General features: G+C 63.2%; 14 protein-coding genes. 7 read left to right on the forward strand and 7 right to left on the reverse strand.

Going from position 1 to position 16521, the window contains the following annotated elements:
• Nucleotides 1-222: 222 nt before the first annotated feature.
• Nucleotides 223-2310, reverse strand: coding sequence for a hybrid sensor histidine kinase/response regulator (locus tag JQK88_RS19210; RefSeq protein WP_203279115.1), 2088 nt, complete (start codon nucleotides 2308-2310; stop codon nucleotides 223-225).
• Nucleotides 2311-2426: 116 nt separating this feature from the next.
• Nucleotides 2427-3203, reverse strand: a complete 777-nt coding sequence (locus tag JQK88_RS19215) for a response regulator (RefSeq protein WP_203279116.1) — start codon at nucleotides 3201-3203, stop codon at nucleotides 2427-2429.
• A 45-nt stretch (nucleotides 3204-3248) separates the two neighbouring features.
• Here JQK88_RS19215 and JQK88_RS19220 point away from each other — a divergent pair, with 45 nt between their 5' ends.
• Nucleotides 3249-3953 carry a response regulator transcription factor gene (locus tag JQK88_RS19220; protein WP_192258351.1) on the forward strand — a complete coding sequence of 235 codons (705 nt, stop codon included), beginning with the start codon at nucleotides 3249-3251 and terminating at the stop codon, nucleotides 3951-3953.
• A 71-nt stretch (nucleotides 3954-4024) separates the two neighbouring features.
• Here JQK88_RS19220 and JQK88_RS19225 read toward each other — a convergent pair whose 3' ends face one another.
• Nucleotides 4025-4195 (reverse strand): hypothetical protein, encoded by a 171-nt coding sequence (locus JQK88_RS19225; protein WP_192258350.1) that lies wholly within the window; start codon nucleotides 4193-4195, stop codon nucleotides 4025-4027.
• On the opposite strand from JQK88_RS19225, the gene JQK88_RS19230 reads away from it, so the two are divergent.
• Together JQK88_RS19230 and JQK88_RS19235 are read left to right on the forward strand one after the other, a co-directional pair.
• On the forward strand, nucleotides 4173-4595 hold the full coding sequence (locus tag JQK88_RS19230; RefSeq protein ID WP_192258349.1) for a hypothetical protein: 423 nt from the start codon (nucleotides 4173-4175) through the stop codon (nucleotides 4593-4595). The genes JQK88_RS19225 and JQK88_RS19230 overlap by 23 nt on opposite strands.
• 310 nt (nucleotides 4596-4905) lie before the next feature.
• Complete coding sequence (locus tag JQK88_RS19235) at nucleotides 4906-5367, forward strand: L,D-transpeptidase (RefSeq protein WP_192258348.1); 462 nt, start codon at nucleotides 4906-4908, stop codon at nucleotides 5365-5367.
• Nucleotides 5368-5513: 146 nt separating this feature from the next.
• Here JQK88_RS19235 and JQK88_RS19240 read toward each other — a convergent pair whose 3' ends face one another.
• Together JQK88_RS19240 and JQK88_RS19245 are read right to left on the reverse strand one after the other, a co-directional pair.
• Nucleotides 5514-8597, reverse strand: a complete 3084-nt coding sequence (locus JQK88_RS19240) for an efflux RND transporter permease subunit (RefSeq protein ID WP_203279117.1) — start codon at nucleotides 8595-8597, stop codon at nucleotides 5514-5516.
• On the reverse strand, nucleotides 8594-9910 hold the full coding sequence (locus tag JQK88_RS19245; RefSeq protein ID WP_203279118.1) for an efflux RND transporter periplasmic adaptor subunit: 1317 nt from the start codon (nucleotides 9908-9910) through the stop codon (nucleotides 8594-8596). Before JQK88_RS19245 ends, JQK88_RS19240 begins: the two co-directional genes overlap by 4 nt.
• A 150-nt stretch (nucleotides 9911-10060) precedes the next feature.
• Here JQK88_RS19245 and JQK88_RS19250 point away from each other — a divergent pair, with 150 nt between their 5' ends.
• The 3 genes from JQK88_RS19250 (at nucleotide 10061) to JQK88_RS19260 (ending at nucleotide 13469) form a co-directional block, all read left to right on the forward strand.
• Complete coding sequence (locus tag JQK88_RS19250; RefSeq protein WP_192258345.1) at nucleotides 10061-10597, forward strand: TetR/AcrR family transcriptional regulator; 537 nt, start codon at nucleotides 10061-10063, stop codon at nucleotides 10595-10597.
• A gap of 150 nt (nucleotides 10598-10747) precedes the next feature.
• Nucleotides 10748-12349, forward strand: coding sequence for an inorganic phosphate transporter (locus JQK88_RS19255; protein WP_203279119.1), 1602 nt, complete (start codon nucleotides 10748-10750; stop codon nucleotides 12347-12349).
• Between the two features lie 94 nt (nucleotides 12350-12443).
• A complete protein-coding gene (locus JQK88_RS19260) occupies nucleotides 12444-13469 on the forward strand; it encodes a CorA family divalent cation transporter (RefSeq protein ID WP_203279120.1) in 1026 nt (341 codons plus the stop codon).
• 62 nt (nucleotides 13470-13531) lie between these two features.
• On the opposite strand, the gene JQK88_RS19265 is transcribed toward JQK88_RS19260, so the two are convergent.
• Together JQK88_RS19265 and JQK88_RS19270 are read right to left on the reverse strand one after the other, a co-directional pair.
• Nucleotides 13532-14692 (reverse strand): patatin-like phospholipase family protein, encoded by a 1161-nt coding sequence (locus JQK88_RS19265; RefSeq protein WP_192258342.1) that lies wholly within the window; start codon nucleotides 14690-14692, stop codon nucleotides 13532-13534.
• Entirely contained in the window at nucleotides 14685-15473 is a 789-nt protein-coding gene (locus tag JQK88_RS19270; protein WP_192258358.1) for an acetoacetate decarboxylase, read from the reverse strand. Before JQK88_RS19270 ends, JQK88_RS19265 begins: the two co-directional genes overlap by 8 nt.
• A 220-nt stretch (nucleotides 15474-15693) precedes the next feature.
• On the opposite strand from JQK88_RS19270, the gene JQK88_RS19275 reads away from it, so the two are divergent.
• Nucleotides 15694-16482 carry a 3-hydroxybutyrate dehydrogenase gene (locus JQK88_RS19275; RefSeq protein ID WP_112559470.1) on the forward strand — a complete coding sequence of 263 codons (789 nt, stop codon included), beginning with the start codon at nucleotides 15694-15696 and terminating at the stop codon, nucleotides 16480-16482.
• The last annotated feature ends 39 nt before the right edge of the window (nucleotides 16483-16521 follow it).

Below are 16521 nucleotides of genomic sequence, written 5' to 3' on the forward strand. Positions count from 1 at the left end.
CGCTCTTTGACGTATCCATGCCAATGCGAATAAGTTTATCCACGGACGGTCTCCCTTGATGAGATCTGCAACGACCTCATTCTGGCACATCACGATGCCGTCGGGGGCCGTCCACCCCAACACGTACCCAAAAGTACGCTCCGTTCCGGTTCTCAGACCCCATCATTCTCGGTTCGGCCTGACCTGAATCTCAACAGATCCGGGGACAGCCCAGAAAGAAATTCAACCGGCGGCGGCGACCTGGTCAGCGATGGCGGAGAGGACGCCGCGGACGTCGAGCGTCGAGAACGGCTTTTCCAGGATCTGCGGCCGCTGTTGCGCCGGCAAGGCTTCGATCTCGGCCTTGGCGCCGATCAGGTCGCCGGTGACCAGCACGAAGCGTTTGGCGAGCGCCGATTGCTCGGCCAACAGCTCGCGGTAGATGGCGATGCCGCTGATGCCGGGCATGCGCAGGTCGGAAAAGACGATGTCGGGTGGCATGTGGCCGGTCAGGGTTGCCGCTGCGGACGTCCAGGCCGGCACGACTCGCGACTTGATGCCCATCAATTCCAGAATGTCGGAGAGCGAGCCGGCGACGTCGGGCTCGTCGTCGATGATCAGTGCGTGGCGCAAGCCGCTCGAACGGGCCGGGCTGTCGCCGACCGTGGCCGCACCGCTGCTGATCGCTGGCAGCTGGACGACAAAGCGCGCGCCGCGCGGCAGCACCTCCTCGAACCAGACATTGCCATTGTGCCGCTCGATGATCGACTTCGAGATCGACAGGCCGATGCCGGTGCCGACGCCAACCGGCTTGGTGGTGAAATAGGATTCGAAGATGCGGCCGCGGATCGCCTCCGGAATGCCCGGTCCATTGTCCTCGACCGAAAAGCCGGGATTGCCGCGGTCGCTGCGGAATGTCCGCACCTTGATCAGGCGGTCGCCGCCAATGCCAGCCAGAGCATGCTGGGAGTTGATCAGGAAATTGGCGGCCACCTGCGTCACGTGGTCGGCATCGGCCATCGCCAGCAGCGGGCCGGGCGCGAAATCGGTGTCGATGATGATGCCGCTCGAGCGCGCGCCATAGGCTGTCACTTCGAGTGCGGCGCGGATCACCTGGTTGAGATCGGTCTCGGCCTGGGCCGCCGGATGCAGGCGCACCATCGACAGGAAGCTCTTGACGATGCGGCCACAGCGCTCGGCGGCGGCGCGTACTTTTTCGGCGCGCACCTTGGTCTGCGGGTCGGTGGCGAATTCATGCAGCAGCGTCGACTGCGCGACGACCACGGCGAGCGGGTTGTTGAGCTCGTGCGAAACGCCGGCCAGCAGCGAACCCATCGCCGCCATCTTCTCGTTCTGGTGCAGTTTCTCGCGTTGGCGGTTGATCTCTTCCTCGGCGCGCAGTTTGTCGCGCAGGTCGCGGATCGAGCCGAAGATGAGGTGGCGGTCGGCAACCCGCATCTCGGTCGCGGTCAGCTCGATGGGAAACACCTCGCCGGCCGCATTCTGGGTTACCGTCTCCAGTCGCTGGCCGACCATCGGCGCGCCGCGGCCAGACATGTACTCGGCCCCCGAGACATAGCCCTTGCGATAATATTCCGGCACCACCGTGTCGAGCAGGTCCTTGCCGAGAATGTCGCTGCGCTGGAAGCCGAACATCTTTTCAGCGGCCGGATTGAATTCGATGATCGAGCCGGTCTCGTCGATGACGATGATGGCGTCGAGCGATGCCTGCAGCATGGTGCGGCGGATGACTTCGCTGGCGTGGGCATCCGACGGCGACCGCTCGATGGCGTCGCCGATGGCAAGCGCGATGATGTGCAGCGCCGCCTCTTCCTCATCGGTCCACTCACGCTCATTGACGCAGTCATTGACCGCAAGCGTCCCCCACAGATGGCCGTGGGCGAACACCGACACCGACAGAAACGATTTGATGTGCTGCTTTTCGAAATCGGTCCTGAGGAAACCGTCGAGGTTGCGCGTGTGGCCGGCGAAGACCTTGCCTTGCCGCTCGTCCTCGGCAATCCGCTCCAGCAGCGGGTCGTTATCGACGATCGATTGCATGATCACCGTCGGCGAGGCCAGTTCGCCACCGAAGCGCGGGTCGATCCAGTAGGCGGCGACCGACTGGGCAAAACCCTGGCCGGGCAGCTCGCGCAGCCTGAACAGAATACCGCGCTGGCAGTGCATGGCGACGCACAGGGTCTCCAGGATGGTGTCCATCTCGCGCTGCCAGTCGCCGGCTTCGCGCAGCCGGCGCACGACACGCACGGCCGCCATCGCGGCGCCCTGACGAACGCCCTTCAGGTCCATGCGTGCTGGGTCAGCGGTCATGTCAGCCATCTATACAGGGCCGTGGGCGATAGGGCTCTAGAACGGTGCACCCGTTCCATCTCTTTGTTCCGACGCAGTTCCGGACGGAAAACCGCTACGCACTTTTCCTGGAATTGCTAGTGTCCGTCGCCGGTCGGCAGCGAGAAGATATAGCCTTCGCCGCGCACCGTGCGCAAAAATTTTGGATTGGCCGGGTCGGCTTCGATCTTCTTGCGCAGCCGCATGATGCGGATGTCGACCGCACGCGAAGATTCCGGGTCTTCGACGAAGCCGATCGCCTCGGAGATCGCCGCCCGCGTCAACAGCCGGTTGGCACGGGTCAGGAAAACCTCCAGCACGTCGAACTCGCTCTTGGCCATGTCGATGACGGTGCCGTTGGCGCCGGTGACAAGCCTACCGTCGAGGTCAGCCTGGAATTGACCGAAGCTCAGCCGGCGCCCGCCATCGGCTTGCGCCTTCGCGGCCTGCGGCGGGCTCGGTTGCGGAACCCGGCGCAGCACGGAGCGGACACGGGCCAGCACCTCACGCAATTCATAGGGCTTGACGATGTAGTCGTCGGCGCCAAGCTCCAGCCCGACAATGCGGTCGAGCGCGGTGCCGGCAGCCGTGGCATAGATGATGCCGATCGGCATTTTCGAGCGCAGCCAGCGGCCGAGCGACAGGCCATCCTCGCCCGGCATGGCGATGTCGAGGATGGCCAGGTTGAACGCTTCGGTCTCCAGCAAGGTGCGCGCCTCGGCAGCGCTTCCGACCTGGGTCACATCGTAACCATTGGCGCCGAGATACTCGGCGACCGCGTCCCTGAGATCGGGCTCGTCCTCGACGATGACAATTCGTGCCCGCACTATGGCCTCGCTCCCGCTTTCAGCAGAAAGTAGATTGGGTATAAACATGATGTCCAGCACTCATATCCGGTTGCAGGGGCAGGGGAAGAAAATATGGCTGCACGATCCGTCATCGCGCTGGTTTCCGTCGCCGATGTGGTGGCCGGCGATCTCGCCGACCATCTCGACCGGCGTGGCCATGACGTGCGCGAGGCGCGGCAGCCCTGGGAAGCCGAATCCCTGCTCTCGGCCGGAGGCATAGACGTCGTCATCGTTGGTGACAGCGTCAGCCAGGCGGATGGGCGGGACCTGCTCAGGCGTTATGGCGGCGGCAAGAGCGTGGACGGGAAGGCCGGGCCCGATTTCATCCTGATCTGCCGACCGGCCGATCTGGTCGACAAGGTGCTGGCGCTCGAGCTTGGCGCCGCCGACGTCGTTGAAAGCCCGCTCAATGTCCGGGAGCTTGCCGCGCGCATTGGCGGCCTGCTGACGCGACGCGGCAGGTCTGCTCAGGAACTGATCGTGCTGGAAAATGCCACCGTCGATTTGCGGTCGGCCATCGTCATGCACCGCTCGGGTGCGGAAGAGCAGCTGTCGCCGGGCCAGGTGGCGTTGCTCAGGCTGTTTCTGGCCAGCCCGCGCAAGGTGCTGACGCGCGACGACATCATTGCGGCGGCGCCGGCCGAAAATGCCGATGCCTTCGACCGCTCGATCGATTCGCGCATCGTGCGGCTGCGCCGCAAGCTCGACACCGAAACCATCATCACCATACGCGGCGCCGGTTACCGGTTCGATCCGCCGACGCAGCGCGCCGACTGAGAGCAGTAAGGCTGGATTGTTACGCGGCTCGCCCAAAACCGCTGCGCAATTTTGGGCGGCATGCATAGGCGTCAGCGCACCACCAGAAGCGATGGTCCCGACGGCAATTCGCTGGCGACCACAATGTCGCTGGAAGCCTGCGCGCGGGCCTTCAGGAGAACTGTGGCGAGACCGGCAAAGCCGAGCAAGCCCTGTGCGTAGAGCAGTGCCGAAAGCACCGTGGCAGCAGATTTCGTCTTCATCGGTATCCCCAAAAATCAAAAACCGCGGGTGCTTCAGGATAAACCCGAAGTGCCCGCGCCGCCCACGGAGCCCCCCGCTGCGGCGCGGGCCTTCGGTCCTCTCGGCAGCAAGTTGCCGGAGGGGCCGCGCATCCACTTCAACCCAAGGCCGACCCGCCAGAAGGCCCTGAGGCGGTTGATGCGCAGACTGGAGACAATCCAGACCAAGGCTATGAACAGCGCGGCATGCAGCGTCGAAACCTCACCCGAATTCATGACCGCCAGTTTCGTCATCGGGGTGCCGGCTACTGTGCCGATGCCGCCGACAACAAATGCGGCAATGCTGATCCTGAAAAGCCAGGACAGGGTGGTCGATCTGATGCTCATTTTCGTTTGGCGCCGGCTGTTCTCGTTGGGATGACTGTGCGGTTGGCCTGTAACCAGATCATGCCGCCCGGGCCGCACTTTGTTGCAAGTGGGTTTCGAGCGAAGTCAAGCCTCTTTCATATAAGGATATCCGCGCCTTCGTTTGGCGGCATGGCCACAGCCGGAGTGCGCAGGACGGACGAGACGCTCCTCGTTGGCTTCTCCCTTGCCCGCCTTGCTTGTTAACCAGAGGAAACAGATTCGAAACACAAACGAGCATCAAGCGAATTCAGCCTGAAACATGACGCAGGGATAAGGCGGTCATCGAATTGACGCCGGCCGGGCCGGCAAAAAGGGGAGCCATCATGTACAGAGCCATTTCCGCCAAACTCATCAACGTCACCGTCGCCGCTGCCGGCGCCGCGCTCCTGCTTGGCGCCGCCAACAACGCCGCCCATGCTGCGGCAAACCAGATCGTGGCGCGTGTTTCGCTTTCGCAGCAGACCATGGAAGTGCTGGTCGACGGCCGGCCGACCTTCGCCTGGAAGGTCTCGACCGGCGACAGGGCGCATGTCACGCCGACCGGCTCGTTCAAGCCGACCCGCATGCATGAGATGTGGTACTCGAAGAAATACGATAACGCGCCGATGCCGCATTCGGTGTTCTTCAGCGGCGGCTACGCCGTGCATGCGACCAACGCCATCAAGCGCCTCGGGCAGCCGGCGTCGCATGGCTGCGTGCGGCTGCATCCCGACAATGCCGCCGACTTCTACCAGCTGGTTGAAACCTTCGGCCCGACCAACACCAGCATCGTCATCGTCAAGTAGCAGACTGCGGTTGGAGCGGTCGTGCAGCGCGGCTGCACAGCGAGCTCCCGCCTGAAGCTTCACTGAGCTTCGCGGTAATCAATCCAGTCAAAAAAAGAGGCCGGAATTTTCCGGCCTCTTTTGCTGTTCGGCGGGGCCGTCGCAGTTCAGTCGACAGGCACCGGCATCAGCTTCGGGTCCGGCTTCTCGGCGTGATGCGGCAGGTCCTTGCTGGCGATGAAGGTGTAGAACATCGGCACCACGAACAGGGTGAACATGGTTCCGACCAGGATGCCGGTGAAGATCACCAGGCCCATCGAATAACGCGCCGCCGCACCCGCGCCGCTGGACACGATCAGCGGCACGACGCCGAGCGCCATTGCCGCCGTCGTCATCAGGATCGGCCGCAGGCGCACCTTGGCCGAGGCGATGATGGCCTCCCTTCGCGACATCTTGTGCTTCTCGCGTTGCTGGTTGGCGAACTCGACCAGGAGAATGCCGTGCTTGGTGATCAGGCCGATCAGCGTGATCAGGCCGACCTGCGTGTAGATGTTAAGCGTTCCAAGCCCCAGATTGAGCGGCACGATGGCGCCGAAGATCGACAGCGGCACCGCCATCATGATGATCAGCGGATCGCGGAAGCTTTCGAACTGCGCCGCCAGCACCAGGTAGATGACGATCACGGCGGCCGCGAACGCGATCAGGATCGTGTTGCCCTGTTCCTTCTCCTGCCGGGACTGGCCGGAATAATCGATGAAAAAGCCTTCGGGCAAGCTCTCCTTGGCAAGGTTCTCCAGGGTCTGCAGCCCGTCGCCCGTGGTGACGCCTGGAAGCGGCAGCGCTGATATCGTCGCCGAGTTCAGCTGGTTGAACTGCTCGATCGCGGCCGGCGAGGCGTTGGTCGAAATCTTCACCACTGCCGAAAGCGGCACCATCTCGCCGGTCACGCTGCGCACGAAATATTCGCCGAGCTTGTCGGGATTGTCGCGGAATTCCTGCGGCACCTGCGGGATGATGTCATAGCTGTTGGAGTCGCGGTCGAACTGCGCCACTTCGGCGCCGCCGACCAACAGCGTCAGCGTCTGGCCGATGTCGGCGATCGGCAGGTTGAGGGCGGCGGCGCGGTCGCGGTCGATGGTCACCGTCACCTGCGGCGCGTCAAAGGACATCGAGTTCTGCACGACGATGAAGCGGCCGGAGGCCTGCGCCTTGTTCTTGATCTGCTCGGCCGCCTCGTAGACCTCGGCCGAACCGCCGGTCGAGCGAACCACCATGGAGATCGGCAGGCCGCCGCCGGAGCCGGGCAGCGTCGGCGGCGCGAAGACGAAAGCCTCGACGCCGGCGACCTTGGCGAGACGTCCCTGGATGTCTGCCTGAAGCTCCTTTGAACTGCGCTGACGCTCGGCCCAATCCTTGAAGGCGAAGCCGACAAAGGCGCCGTTGGTCGCGCCGCCAAAGGCAACGGCGGAGAATTGCGCCCTGGTTTCAGGAATGTCCTTCACCAGGCCGAGGATCTGGTTGACATAGGTCTCGGTGTAGTCGGATGTCGCATAGCGCGGTGCCGTCACGATCGACAGCAGGAAGCCCTGGTCCTCTTCCGGCGCCAGTTCGCTTGAAGTCTTGGTGAACATGAAGCCGGTGAGCGCGACCAGCGCCACGACCATCAGCAGCGTCACCGGCCGATTTCTCAACGAGGCGGTGACCGCCCGCTCGTAGACATGCTCGACACGGCTGAAGGTGCCGTCGACGATGCGCTGGAAGCGGCCGGGGGCGCCGGCCTTCAGCAGGCGCGCCGCCATCATCGGCGTGATGGTGACGGCAATGACGCCGGACAGCACCACCGATCCGGCCAGCGTCACCGCGAACTCGCGGAACAGCGCACCGGTCAGGCCGCCGGTGAAGGCCAGCGGCGCGAACACGGCGGCCAGCGTAATGGTCATGGCCACGATGGCGGAGAAAATCTCGCGCATGCCGTTGAAGGCCGCCTGCATCGGCGACATGTGGTCTTCCTCCATGTGGCGATGGATATTCTCCACCACTACGATGGCGTCATCGACGACAAGGCCGATGGCCAGCACCATGGCCAGCAGCGACAGAAGGTTGATCGAATATCCGACCGCAAACAAAAGGAAGCAGACGCCGACCAGTGACAGCGGGATGGTCACGATCGGCATCATCACCGAGCGGAACGAGCCGAGGAACAACAGGATGACCACGATGACGATGGCGACGGCCTCGGCGATCGTCTTGAACACCTCGTCGATCGAGGCGCTGATCTGCTCGGTGGAATCGTAGACGATCTCGATGGTCATGCCTTTCGGCAGCGTGTCCTGGATCAAAGGCACGATCTTGTGGATCGCTTCCGCCGTCGTCAGCGGGTTGGCGGCCGGCGTCGGGAAGATGGCGAGGAAGGTGCCGGGCTTGCCGTTGAAGCTCACCCTGGTGTCGGTGCTCTCGGCGGCAAGCTCGACGCGCGCCACGTCGCGCAACCGCACCACCTGGCCGTCGGTCGAACGCAGCGGAAGCTCGGCAAAGGCCTCTGGTGTCTGCAGCGTCGAGCGAACGGTGATCGAGGACACAACATACTCGTTCTCGGTGTTGCCGGGCGCCGACAGGAAGTTGGAGTTGTTGATGGCGGTCAGCACTTCGGCCGCGGTCACGCCGCGCGCGGCAAGCTTGACCGGGTCGATCCAGACGCGCATCGAATATTCTTCGGCACCGAAGATCTGCACATCGGCGACGCCTTCCACCGTCGATACGCGCGGCCGCACCACGCGTTCGATATATTCGGTGAGCTGCTCCTTCGTCATGTTCGGATTCTGCATCGAGATGTACATCATCGCGAATTCTTGGCCGGTACCCTTGACGATGACAGGGTCCTTCGAGGCGTCAGGCAAGGTGCCGCGCACGCCCTGCACCTTCGACAGCACCTCGGTCAGCGCGACATCCGGGTTGGAGCCGAGCTTCATCTGCACAACCACGGTGCTGGAAGAGGGCCGGCTCGACGAGGTGACGTAGTCGATGTTCTCGGTCGATGCGACGGCACGCGCGATCGGGGCGGAGATGAAGCCCTGGATCAGGTCGGCACTGGCGCCGGGGTAGGCGGTCGTGATGGTTATCGCCGTCTCGTCGACCTTCGGATACTGCCGGATCGACAGGTTGAAGATGCCCTGGAAACCCAGGAGCAGGATCATGCAGGCCAGCACGGTGGAGAGCACCGGCCGGCGAATGAAGATATCGGAAACGTTCATTGCTGAGCCTGCTGGTTAGCCGACTTGCTGGGGTCAATGGTGTTGTCGACAGCAACGGACATGCCGTTGAAGAGACGGTTCTGGCCGGCGGTGACGACCTCGTCGCCGGCCTTGATGCCCTCGATGATCTCGACCATACCGTCGTTGCGGCGGCCGGGCTTCACGAACACCTGCGACAGGACAAGCGCCGGCTTCTCCTCGTCAGCGCCGGGTTTGCCGGCGTCAGCAGGAGCGGGCTTTTCGGCGGCCTTGTCCGTGGACTTCGCCGCGTCGGCGGCGGGCTTGACGGCCTCGGCCTGCGGCTTTGCGGCGTCGTCGGCTGGCTTGTCAGCGGCCGGCTTCTGGTCCTCTGCCTTTGCCGGCGGAGCCGCGCCCGCCTCGGCGGGGGCCGGAACGACCACGAAGACGAAGTCGCCATAGAGGCTCGACGTCAATGCGGTCTGCGGCAAGGACAGGATATTTTTTTCCTGCGGCAGCTCGACGCGAACCTGGACGAACTGGCCGGGCGTCAGCTTGCCATCAGGGTTGGCGACTTCGCCCCGGACGGACACCAGGCGGCTAGAAGCGTCGATCTTGGGGTCGATGCCGCGAATGGCGCCGGCAAATGGCATGTCGGCGCCGCCGCCGCTGCCGCCGATGCCGAGCCGCACGGTCTGGCCGATCTTGAGCAGCGGCAGCTGCTGTTCGGGCACCGTGAAATCGACCCGCATGGTGTCCAGATCCTGCAAGGTCACCACCGCGCTGCCGGGCGAGAGATATTGGCCAAGGTCGATCTTGGGGATGCCGACGGTGCCGCTGAAAGGCGCCGTCAGCTGCTTCTGGTCGAGCACCGCCTGCAGTTTGGCCACTTGGGCTTCGGTGGCTGCTGCGGTTGCACGTGCCGTGTCGAGCGTAGCCTCCGGATTAACGCCGCGCTTCTGCAGTTCGATGGCGCGCTCCAGCGCCGTCTGGACGACCGTGACTTGCGCCTTCGTTGCTTCGAGATCGGCGCGCTCGACGGCGTCGTCGAGCTGCAGCAGGACTGCGCCGTCCGCAACCTTCTGATTGGCGTGAAACAGGATCTCCTTGACAACACCGCTGGTCTCGACGGTCAGGTCGACGCCGCGCACGGCGCGCACCGTGCCGATCGCCTCGACGCCCGGCGTCCAGTCGGAAGGCTTGACGACAACCGTCGACACGGTCGTCGCCGGCGGCTTCATGGTGGCAAAATACTGTTTGATGGCGCTGTCACGGAACAGGTTGAAGCCGACGACGCCGACGCACACCAGAGCGAGCAGAAGCAGAATTGCTGTGATAGAGATGAAGCGCTTCACGAACTGTCCCCTCGGCCGGTGTCCGGCAAAATAGCCGAATTTCGGGACACCTATCCACGGGCAGGTCCCGATTACAAATGACGGCGAACTTACTGTACCGTCTGGACGGTCTTGTCAATTCCGCCTAGGCTCATGTGGGGGAAGGGATCGATGAAGACCCGAAGGGCAAATTCGCGCGACAAGATACTCGCCGCCGCTGCCGACGTAGCACGCGAGGCCGGCCCCGGCAGCCTGTCGCTGGATGCCGTCGCCAGCCGCGCCGGCGTGTCGAAAGGCGGCTTGCTTTACAATTTTCCGACCAAGGCCAAATTGATGCAGGGCCTGGTGGAGAATTACCTGCGCGCCTTCGAACTGGCGCTGGAATCGGGCCGCGTCGCCGGCGCCAGCGGCGAGAGCCTGCTTGCCACCTATATCCGGCTCTCCGCGGCTGATTGCGACGAGCCGAAGCCGACGGCCTCGTGGATATTCTCGGCGATCGCCGAGGATCCGGATTTCCTGACGCCGATAAAAGCCTTCAAGTCGCAGCTTCTGCAGCGGCTGAAGAGCGAGACACCGGACCTCAAGACGCTGCTGGTCTGCTTTCTGGCAATCGAAGGGATGCGCAGCATGAACCTCTTCGATTCCGACGTGCTTTCTGCCGACGAACGCCGCTTGCTCGTATCGGCGCTGCTCGAGATTGCGGGATAGTTCCATCGGGGCGATGCAAGCGGGCGGGTCAAATCCCGGCGCTGCTGCGCCCCTTGCGCGATCAAAAAGACCATAGCCGTCACATCAGCTTCATCGTCCAGCCATAGCGTCACCCGTGGTTCTTTGCTGCAGTGCAAACGGAGTGGGACGATGGTGGACGTTGTTTCTAGCGAGGCGGGTATTCCGAGACCGGACCATCCGCTCAATCAATCAGGCGGCGCGAAGTGGTTCCTGCCGGCCTTCGGCGTGCTGGTGCTCGTCGGTGTCATTTATGTCGGCTACGCGCTCAGCCAGGATCTGGCGGTGGCCAAGACCGTGCCGTGGATCCTGCTTGGCATTGCCTTGCTGATTGCGCTGGGTTTCGAATTCGTCAACGGCTTCCACGACACCGCCAATGCGGTGGCGACCGTCATCTACACCCGCTCCATGCCGGCTGAATTCGCCGTCATGTGGTCGGGTGTCTTCAACTTCCTTGGCGTTTTGACCTCGAGCGGCGCGGTTGCGTTCGGCATCCTATCGCTGCTGCCGGTCGAGCTCATCCTTCAGGTTGGTTCTTCCTCGGGCTTCGCCATGGTGTTCGCACTGCTCGTTGCGGCGATCCTGTGGAACCTCGGCACCTGGTTCCTCGGTCTGCCGGCTTCCAGCTCGCACACGATGGTCGGCTCGATCATCGGCGTTGGCCTCGCCAATCAGTTCATGGCGCCGGCCGGCAGCGCCACCAGCGGCGTCGACTGGGGGCAGGCGACCAATGTCGGCATCACGCTTCTGGTGTCGCCGATCGTCGGCTTCTTCGCCGCCTTCATCCTGCTCTATGTGATGAAGCTTCTGGTGCGCAATCCGGCCCTTTACGAAGCGCCGAAGGGCAACACGCCGCCGCCATGGTGGATCCGTGGCCTGCTGATCTTCACCTGCACCGGCGTCAGCTTCGCGCACGGTTCCAATGACGGCCAGAAAGGCATGGGCCTGATCATGCTGATCCTGATCGGCGTTGTGCCGACGGCCTATGCGCTCAACCGCACGCCCGACATCAACTATCTCGAGGCCTACAAGGCGGCTTCGGTCGGCGTCGAGACGGCGCTCGGCAATTACGTCAAGCCGGGCATCACCGTCACCGATGCCAAGGCAGCGGTGCAGGAGGCGGTGCGCACCAAGACCTGGAGCGACCAGACTACCGTGGCGCTGCAGACATACATCCACGACACCACGGCTTCGTTGCAGCCTTACGCTTCGGTCAACAATGTGCCGACTGACCTCGTCAGCAATGCGCGCAACGACATCTATCTGATCGGCGAGGCGCTGAAGCTGATCGACAAGAAGAAGCTGCTGCCGATGGAAGCCGCCGACCTGAAGGCGGTGACCGACTATCACAAGGCTGTCGACAACGCGACGAAGTTCATCCCGCTATGGGTCAAGATCGCGGTGGCGTTGGCGCTCGGCCTCGGCACGATGGTCGGCTGGAAGCGTATCGTCGTCACCGTCGGAGAGAAGATCGGCAAGAGCCACTTGACCTATGGCCAGGGTGCCGCCGCCGAACTGGTTGCCATGATCACCATCGGCATGGCCGACCGTTTCGGCCTGCCGGTTTCGACCACCCATGTGCTGTCGTCGGGCGTTGCCGGCACCATGGCAGCCAACGGGTCGGGCCTGCAATGGTCGACGGTGCGCAACCTGTTGCTGGCCTGGGTGCTGACGCTGCCGTGCTCGATCACCCTCGCCTTCGTGCTGTTCATCATCTTCCGCCAAGTGTTCTGAGCGGGTGACGTGAGTAACGACACTACCGACGGCGCCAAAGTTTGGCGCCGTCTCGTTTTCAGGATCATGATAAGGGCGATCTCGGGCAGCAGTCATGAATGACGCATCGCATCTGACATTGCTTGCCGCTGACGATCAGCATCATGCTCCCGGGCTGGTCTGGGCGTATCACGCTGCTCCCGGACAAAATCCGGCGCCGCTTGCGCCACGCGAGATCAATGCCGCACTCGCGGCACGCGACGGCTGGGTGTGGTTGCATGTCGATCTCGTCGACCGGCGCGCCCATTCGTGGATCAGCCATGCCTGCGCCTTGCCGGAATCGGCGCATGCCATCCTCGAGGGCCATGAGGACAGCATGGCGCTGGTGCATGAGGATGGCGTCGTCCATGGCATTGCCGCCGATCTGCACGGTGAAATCGCCCGCCTGTCGACCACCATCGGCCGACTGCACTTCGCTGTAACGGACCGACTGCTGGTAACGGGCCGTCGCCATTCTCTGGCCGCCGTCGAAGAGGTGCATGCGCAGCTCGCGGCCGGATTGCGACCTGCCACGGCCTTCGAGCTGTTCGGCGCAATCATCCTGGCCTTCTGCAGGAACACCAGCCAGCGGTTAGCTGCGGCCACGAAACAGCTCGATGAGGTCGAGGATCATCTGGTCACCGAACATCTAGCCGACGAAAGGCGCCGGCTGAAGGATGTGCGCCGCCTTGCAGTCTCGCTGCACCGGCCGATCTCGGCGCTGGCAGCACTGTTCCAGGATGAGGACCGTTCCGACTGGAAGCTGTCGGCCGGCGCGCATGAGGTGCTGCACCGGCTTGCCGCCAGGCTGCAGCGGCTCGACCGCGAAGTCGTCACCGTCAACGACCGCGCTCGGCTGTTGCAGGAAGAGGTGGCTGCCGAGCTTGCGGACGAATCGAACCGCAGCTTGAAGGCGCTGGCGGTGATGAGTGCGCTGCTGTTGCCGGGTTCGCTGATCGTCGGTATTTTCGGCATGAACACTGCCGGCCTGCCGCTGACGCAGACGTCGGGGGGATTCGAGCTGGCCCTGATGGTCGCGGCGGCCGCGACCGGCCTGTTTTACTGGCTGCTGCTGCGCGCCGGCGCCAATCTCAGGTTCTGAGGCAACTCAGGCACTGACGAAGTCGGCTTCTGACCGGCAGCTTCTGCCAGGACAGGCAACCGTCAGGTTGGATCCTCGCGATGCAGGTCGTGTATGGTGACGCCGTCGGCATTGGTCGGCAGCATCAGCCACTTCTTGTGGCGCAGCGTGCGTTCCGTATCCTCCAGGCCCATCTCCCAATGCTCGCGCATCGACGTGCCGGAGAATTCATAATCCTTGGCGTGGCCCTCGTAGCCTTTGTGCTGATAGATCAGGTGGACGATGTTGACCACGCCGGCATCCGAATAATCGGCGATCAATTCCTTCTCGCCGTCCTTAAGCTGCTCCGGTGGCACGCGCTTCAGCGCATCGAGCAACTTCATCTTGAGCGCATGGATGCGCTGGAAATTGTCGGTGTTCTGGCGTGTGCGGCTGGAATACATGATGTCCTTGTGGCGCGACAGCACGTCAGCCATGCCGCGCGGCAGCACGCCGCGGGCGCTGAACAGGTCGACCTGGAACACCAGCGAGGAGCGGTCCTCTTCCTGGTCGAGCAGATATTGCAGCGGCGTGTTGGAGACGATGCCGCCGTCCCAATAATATTCACCCTCGATGCGAATCGACGGGAAGGCCGGCGGCAGTGCGCCGCTGGCCATGATGTGCTCCGGCTCGATGCGCACCTTCTCGGTGTCGAAATAGACGAAATTGCCGGTCCTGACATTGACGGCGCCGACGCTCAGCCGCTTCTTGCCGTCGTTCAGCACATCGAACTCGATCAGGCTCTCCAGCGTGTCCTTGAGCTCAGCGGTGTCATAGAAGGAGGTAGCGCCTTCGGCGCCCGACAGCTGGAGCCAGGGATTGGGCGAGCGCGGCTTGAAGAAGCCGGGCTGGCCCATCGCCATCGTCATGAATGACGAGGTCTGGTTGCGGATATCGCGATAGATGTCGCCTTCCGGCGTGTAGGGCCAGATCTTGCGGCCCGAGACCGTCTGCCAGAACTGTTCCAGCCGCTGCAGCCGGCGGCTCGGCTCGTTGCCGGCGATGATGGCGGCATTGATGGCGCCGATCGAGACGCCGGACAGCCAGGTCGGCTCGCAACCGGCGTCAGCCAGCGCCTGATAGACGCCGGCCTGGTAGGCGCCGAGCGCGCCGCCGCCCTGGAACACCAGAGCGATGCGATCGTACTGCGCGGTGATTTCCGCGATCGTTGCTGCAGCTGCCTTGCTGCGGTTACGCTCAAGCACTGACTTTCTCCAGTCTGGTCGCGCCGGCAGCAGACTGGCTGTTTTCGGCGAGGTAATCATGCACGACTTCGCCGAGGCCAAGCGTCAGATCTGCTTTGAAGTGGACGGCCGAGACGATGTCGAGCACCGGCAATTTCGCCACGTCGGCCATCACGTGCGGGCGAAGATCGAGCGCGGCCGGCGCTGTCCAGGCTTCCTTCAGCATGATGTCGGTCAGGTAATAGCGCACCAGCTCGCAGATGCGCGGGCTGCCGTCGACATGCGGGATGATCTTGATCAGGAAGTTCGGCGCGGCAAGCGAGGCGAGCACCTGATCGTGGTCGGCCTCGCGATGCTTGTAACCCATCGTACCGGTGGCGCAGAGAACGCTGCCATAATGCAGCGTGCCGACCACCACTTCGCCCTCATGCACGATCTTGGGGTTGGCGAGCTTTTTGGGAAACCCCCAGAGTTCACGGCCGCCCGCGATCGGCGCATCGTCGTCGAGATACATGGAATGGACATAGCCACCATGCTGGCCCTTGTAGCGGACGGGGATGACCTGGCCGGTCTCGGTGTAGTCGCCGAAGCCGGTTGAGTCAGGCATGCGGATGAATTCGTATTTGACCAGCGGCTCGTCGATCTCCAGCGGCGCCGGCACCACGGCTTCGAGCGCCTCGCGCGTCGTGCGGTAGGTGATGATGACGTATTCGCGATCGAAGAAACGGTATGGGCCGGGCGGGAAGGAAGGGTTGGTCAGCGGCATCGCATAGGCACGCTTCACGACATCGGCGATTTCCAAATTGCTCACCCATCGGTTCAGGAACGATCTTGCGGACGTGCAGGACGATTATGTTGCACGGCAGCATGACAGTGCCATGTCGTGTCAATTCGATGCCAGCGCAAGGCGCGCGTGAAGGATCACAACATTGTAATCGCAATGACATATGGTCATGCCATTGTTATGTTGCGATGCACAAACCATCTGCGTCAAAGCTCCTCCCACCAGTCGCGAGATCTCCATGGGTTCCCTGTCTTCGAAGAATGCGCTCGTCACCGGCTCGACCAGCGGCATCGGCCTGGCCATTGCCCGCGCCTTTGCCGCCGAAGGCGCCAACGTCACCATCAACGGACTCGGCGATGCCGCAGCGATCGAGCAGGAGCGCGCCGGCATCGAGAAGGATTTCGGCGTCAAGTGCCGCTACTCCGGCGCCAACATGATGGACGGCGCGGCTGTGACCGCCATGGTGCACGAGGCTGAAGCGGCCTTCGGCAGCCTCGACATTCTGGTCAACAATGCCGGCATCCAGCATGTAGCGCCGATCGAAGAGTTTCCCGACGACAAGTGGGAAGCCATCATCCGCATCAATCTGCTCGCTGCCTTCTATGCGATCAAGGCCGTGGTGCCGGGCATGAAGGCGCGCAAATGGGGGCGCATCATCAACACCGCCTCGGCGCATGCGCTGGTCGCCTCGCCGTTCAAGTCGGCTTATGTCTCGGCCAAACACGGCATTGCCGGCCTGACCAAGACGGTGGCGCTCGAAGTCGCTCAGGACGGCATCACCGTCAACGCCATCGCGCCTGGCTATGTCTGGACGCCGCTGGTCGAAAAGCAGATCCCCGACACGATGAAGGCGCGCGGCATGACCGAGGAGCAGGTCAAGCACGACGTGCTCCTGGCGGCGCAGCCGACCAAGGAATTCGTAACCGTCGAGGAGCTTGCCGCGCTGACGCTTTTCCTGTGCTCGGATTCGGCCAAACAGATCACCGGCACGACCTTGCCGATGGATGGCGGCTGGACGGCGCAATAGGGCCGTCCCCGAGATCAACTCGCCACCACAGACTGCAGA

Source organism: Mesorhizobium caraganae, from assembly GCF_016836705.1.
GTDB lineage: Bacteria > Pseudomonadota > Alphaproteobacteria > Rhizobiales > Rhizobiaceae > Mesorhizobium > Mesorhizobium caraganae.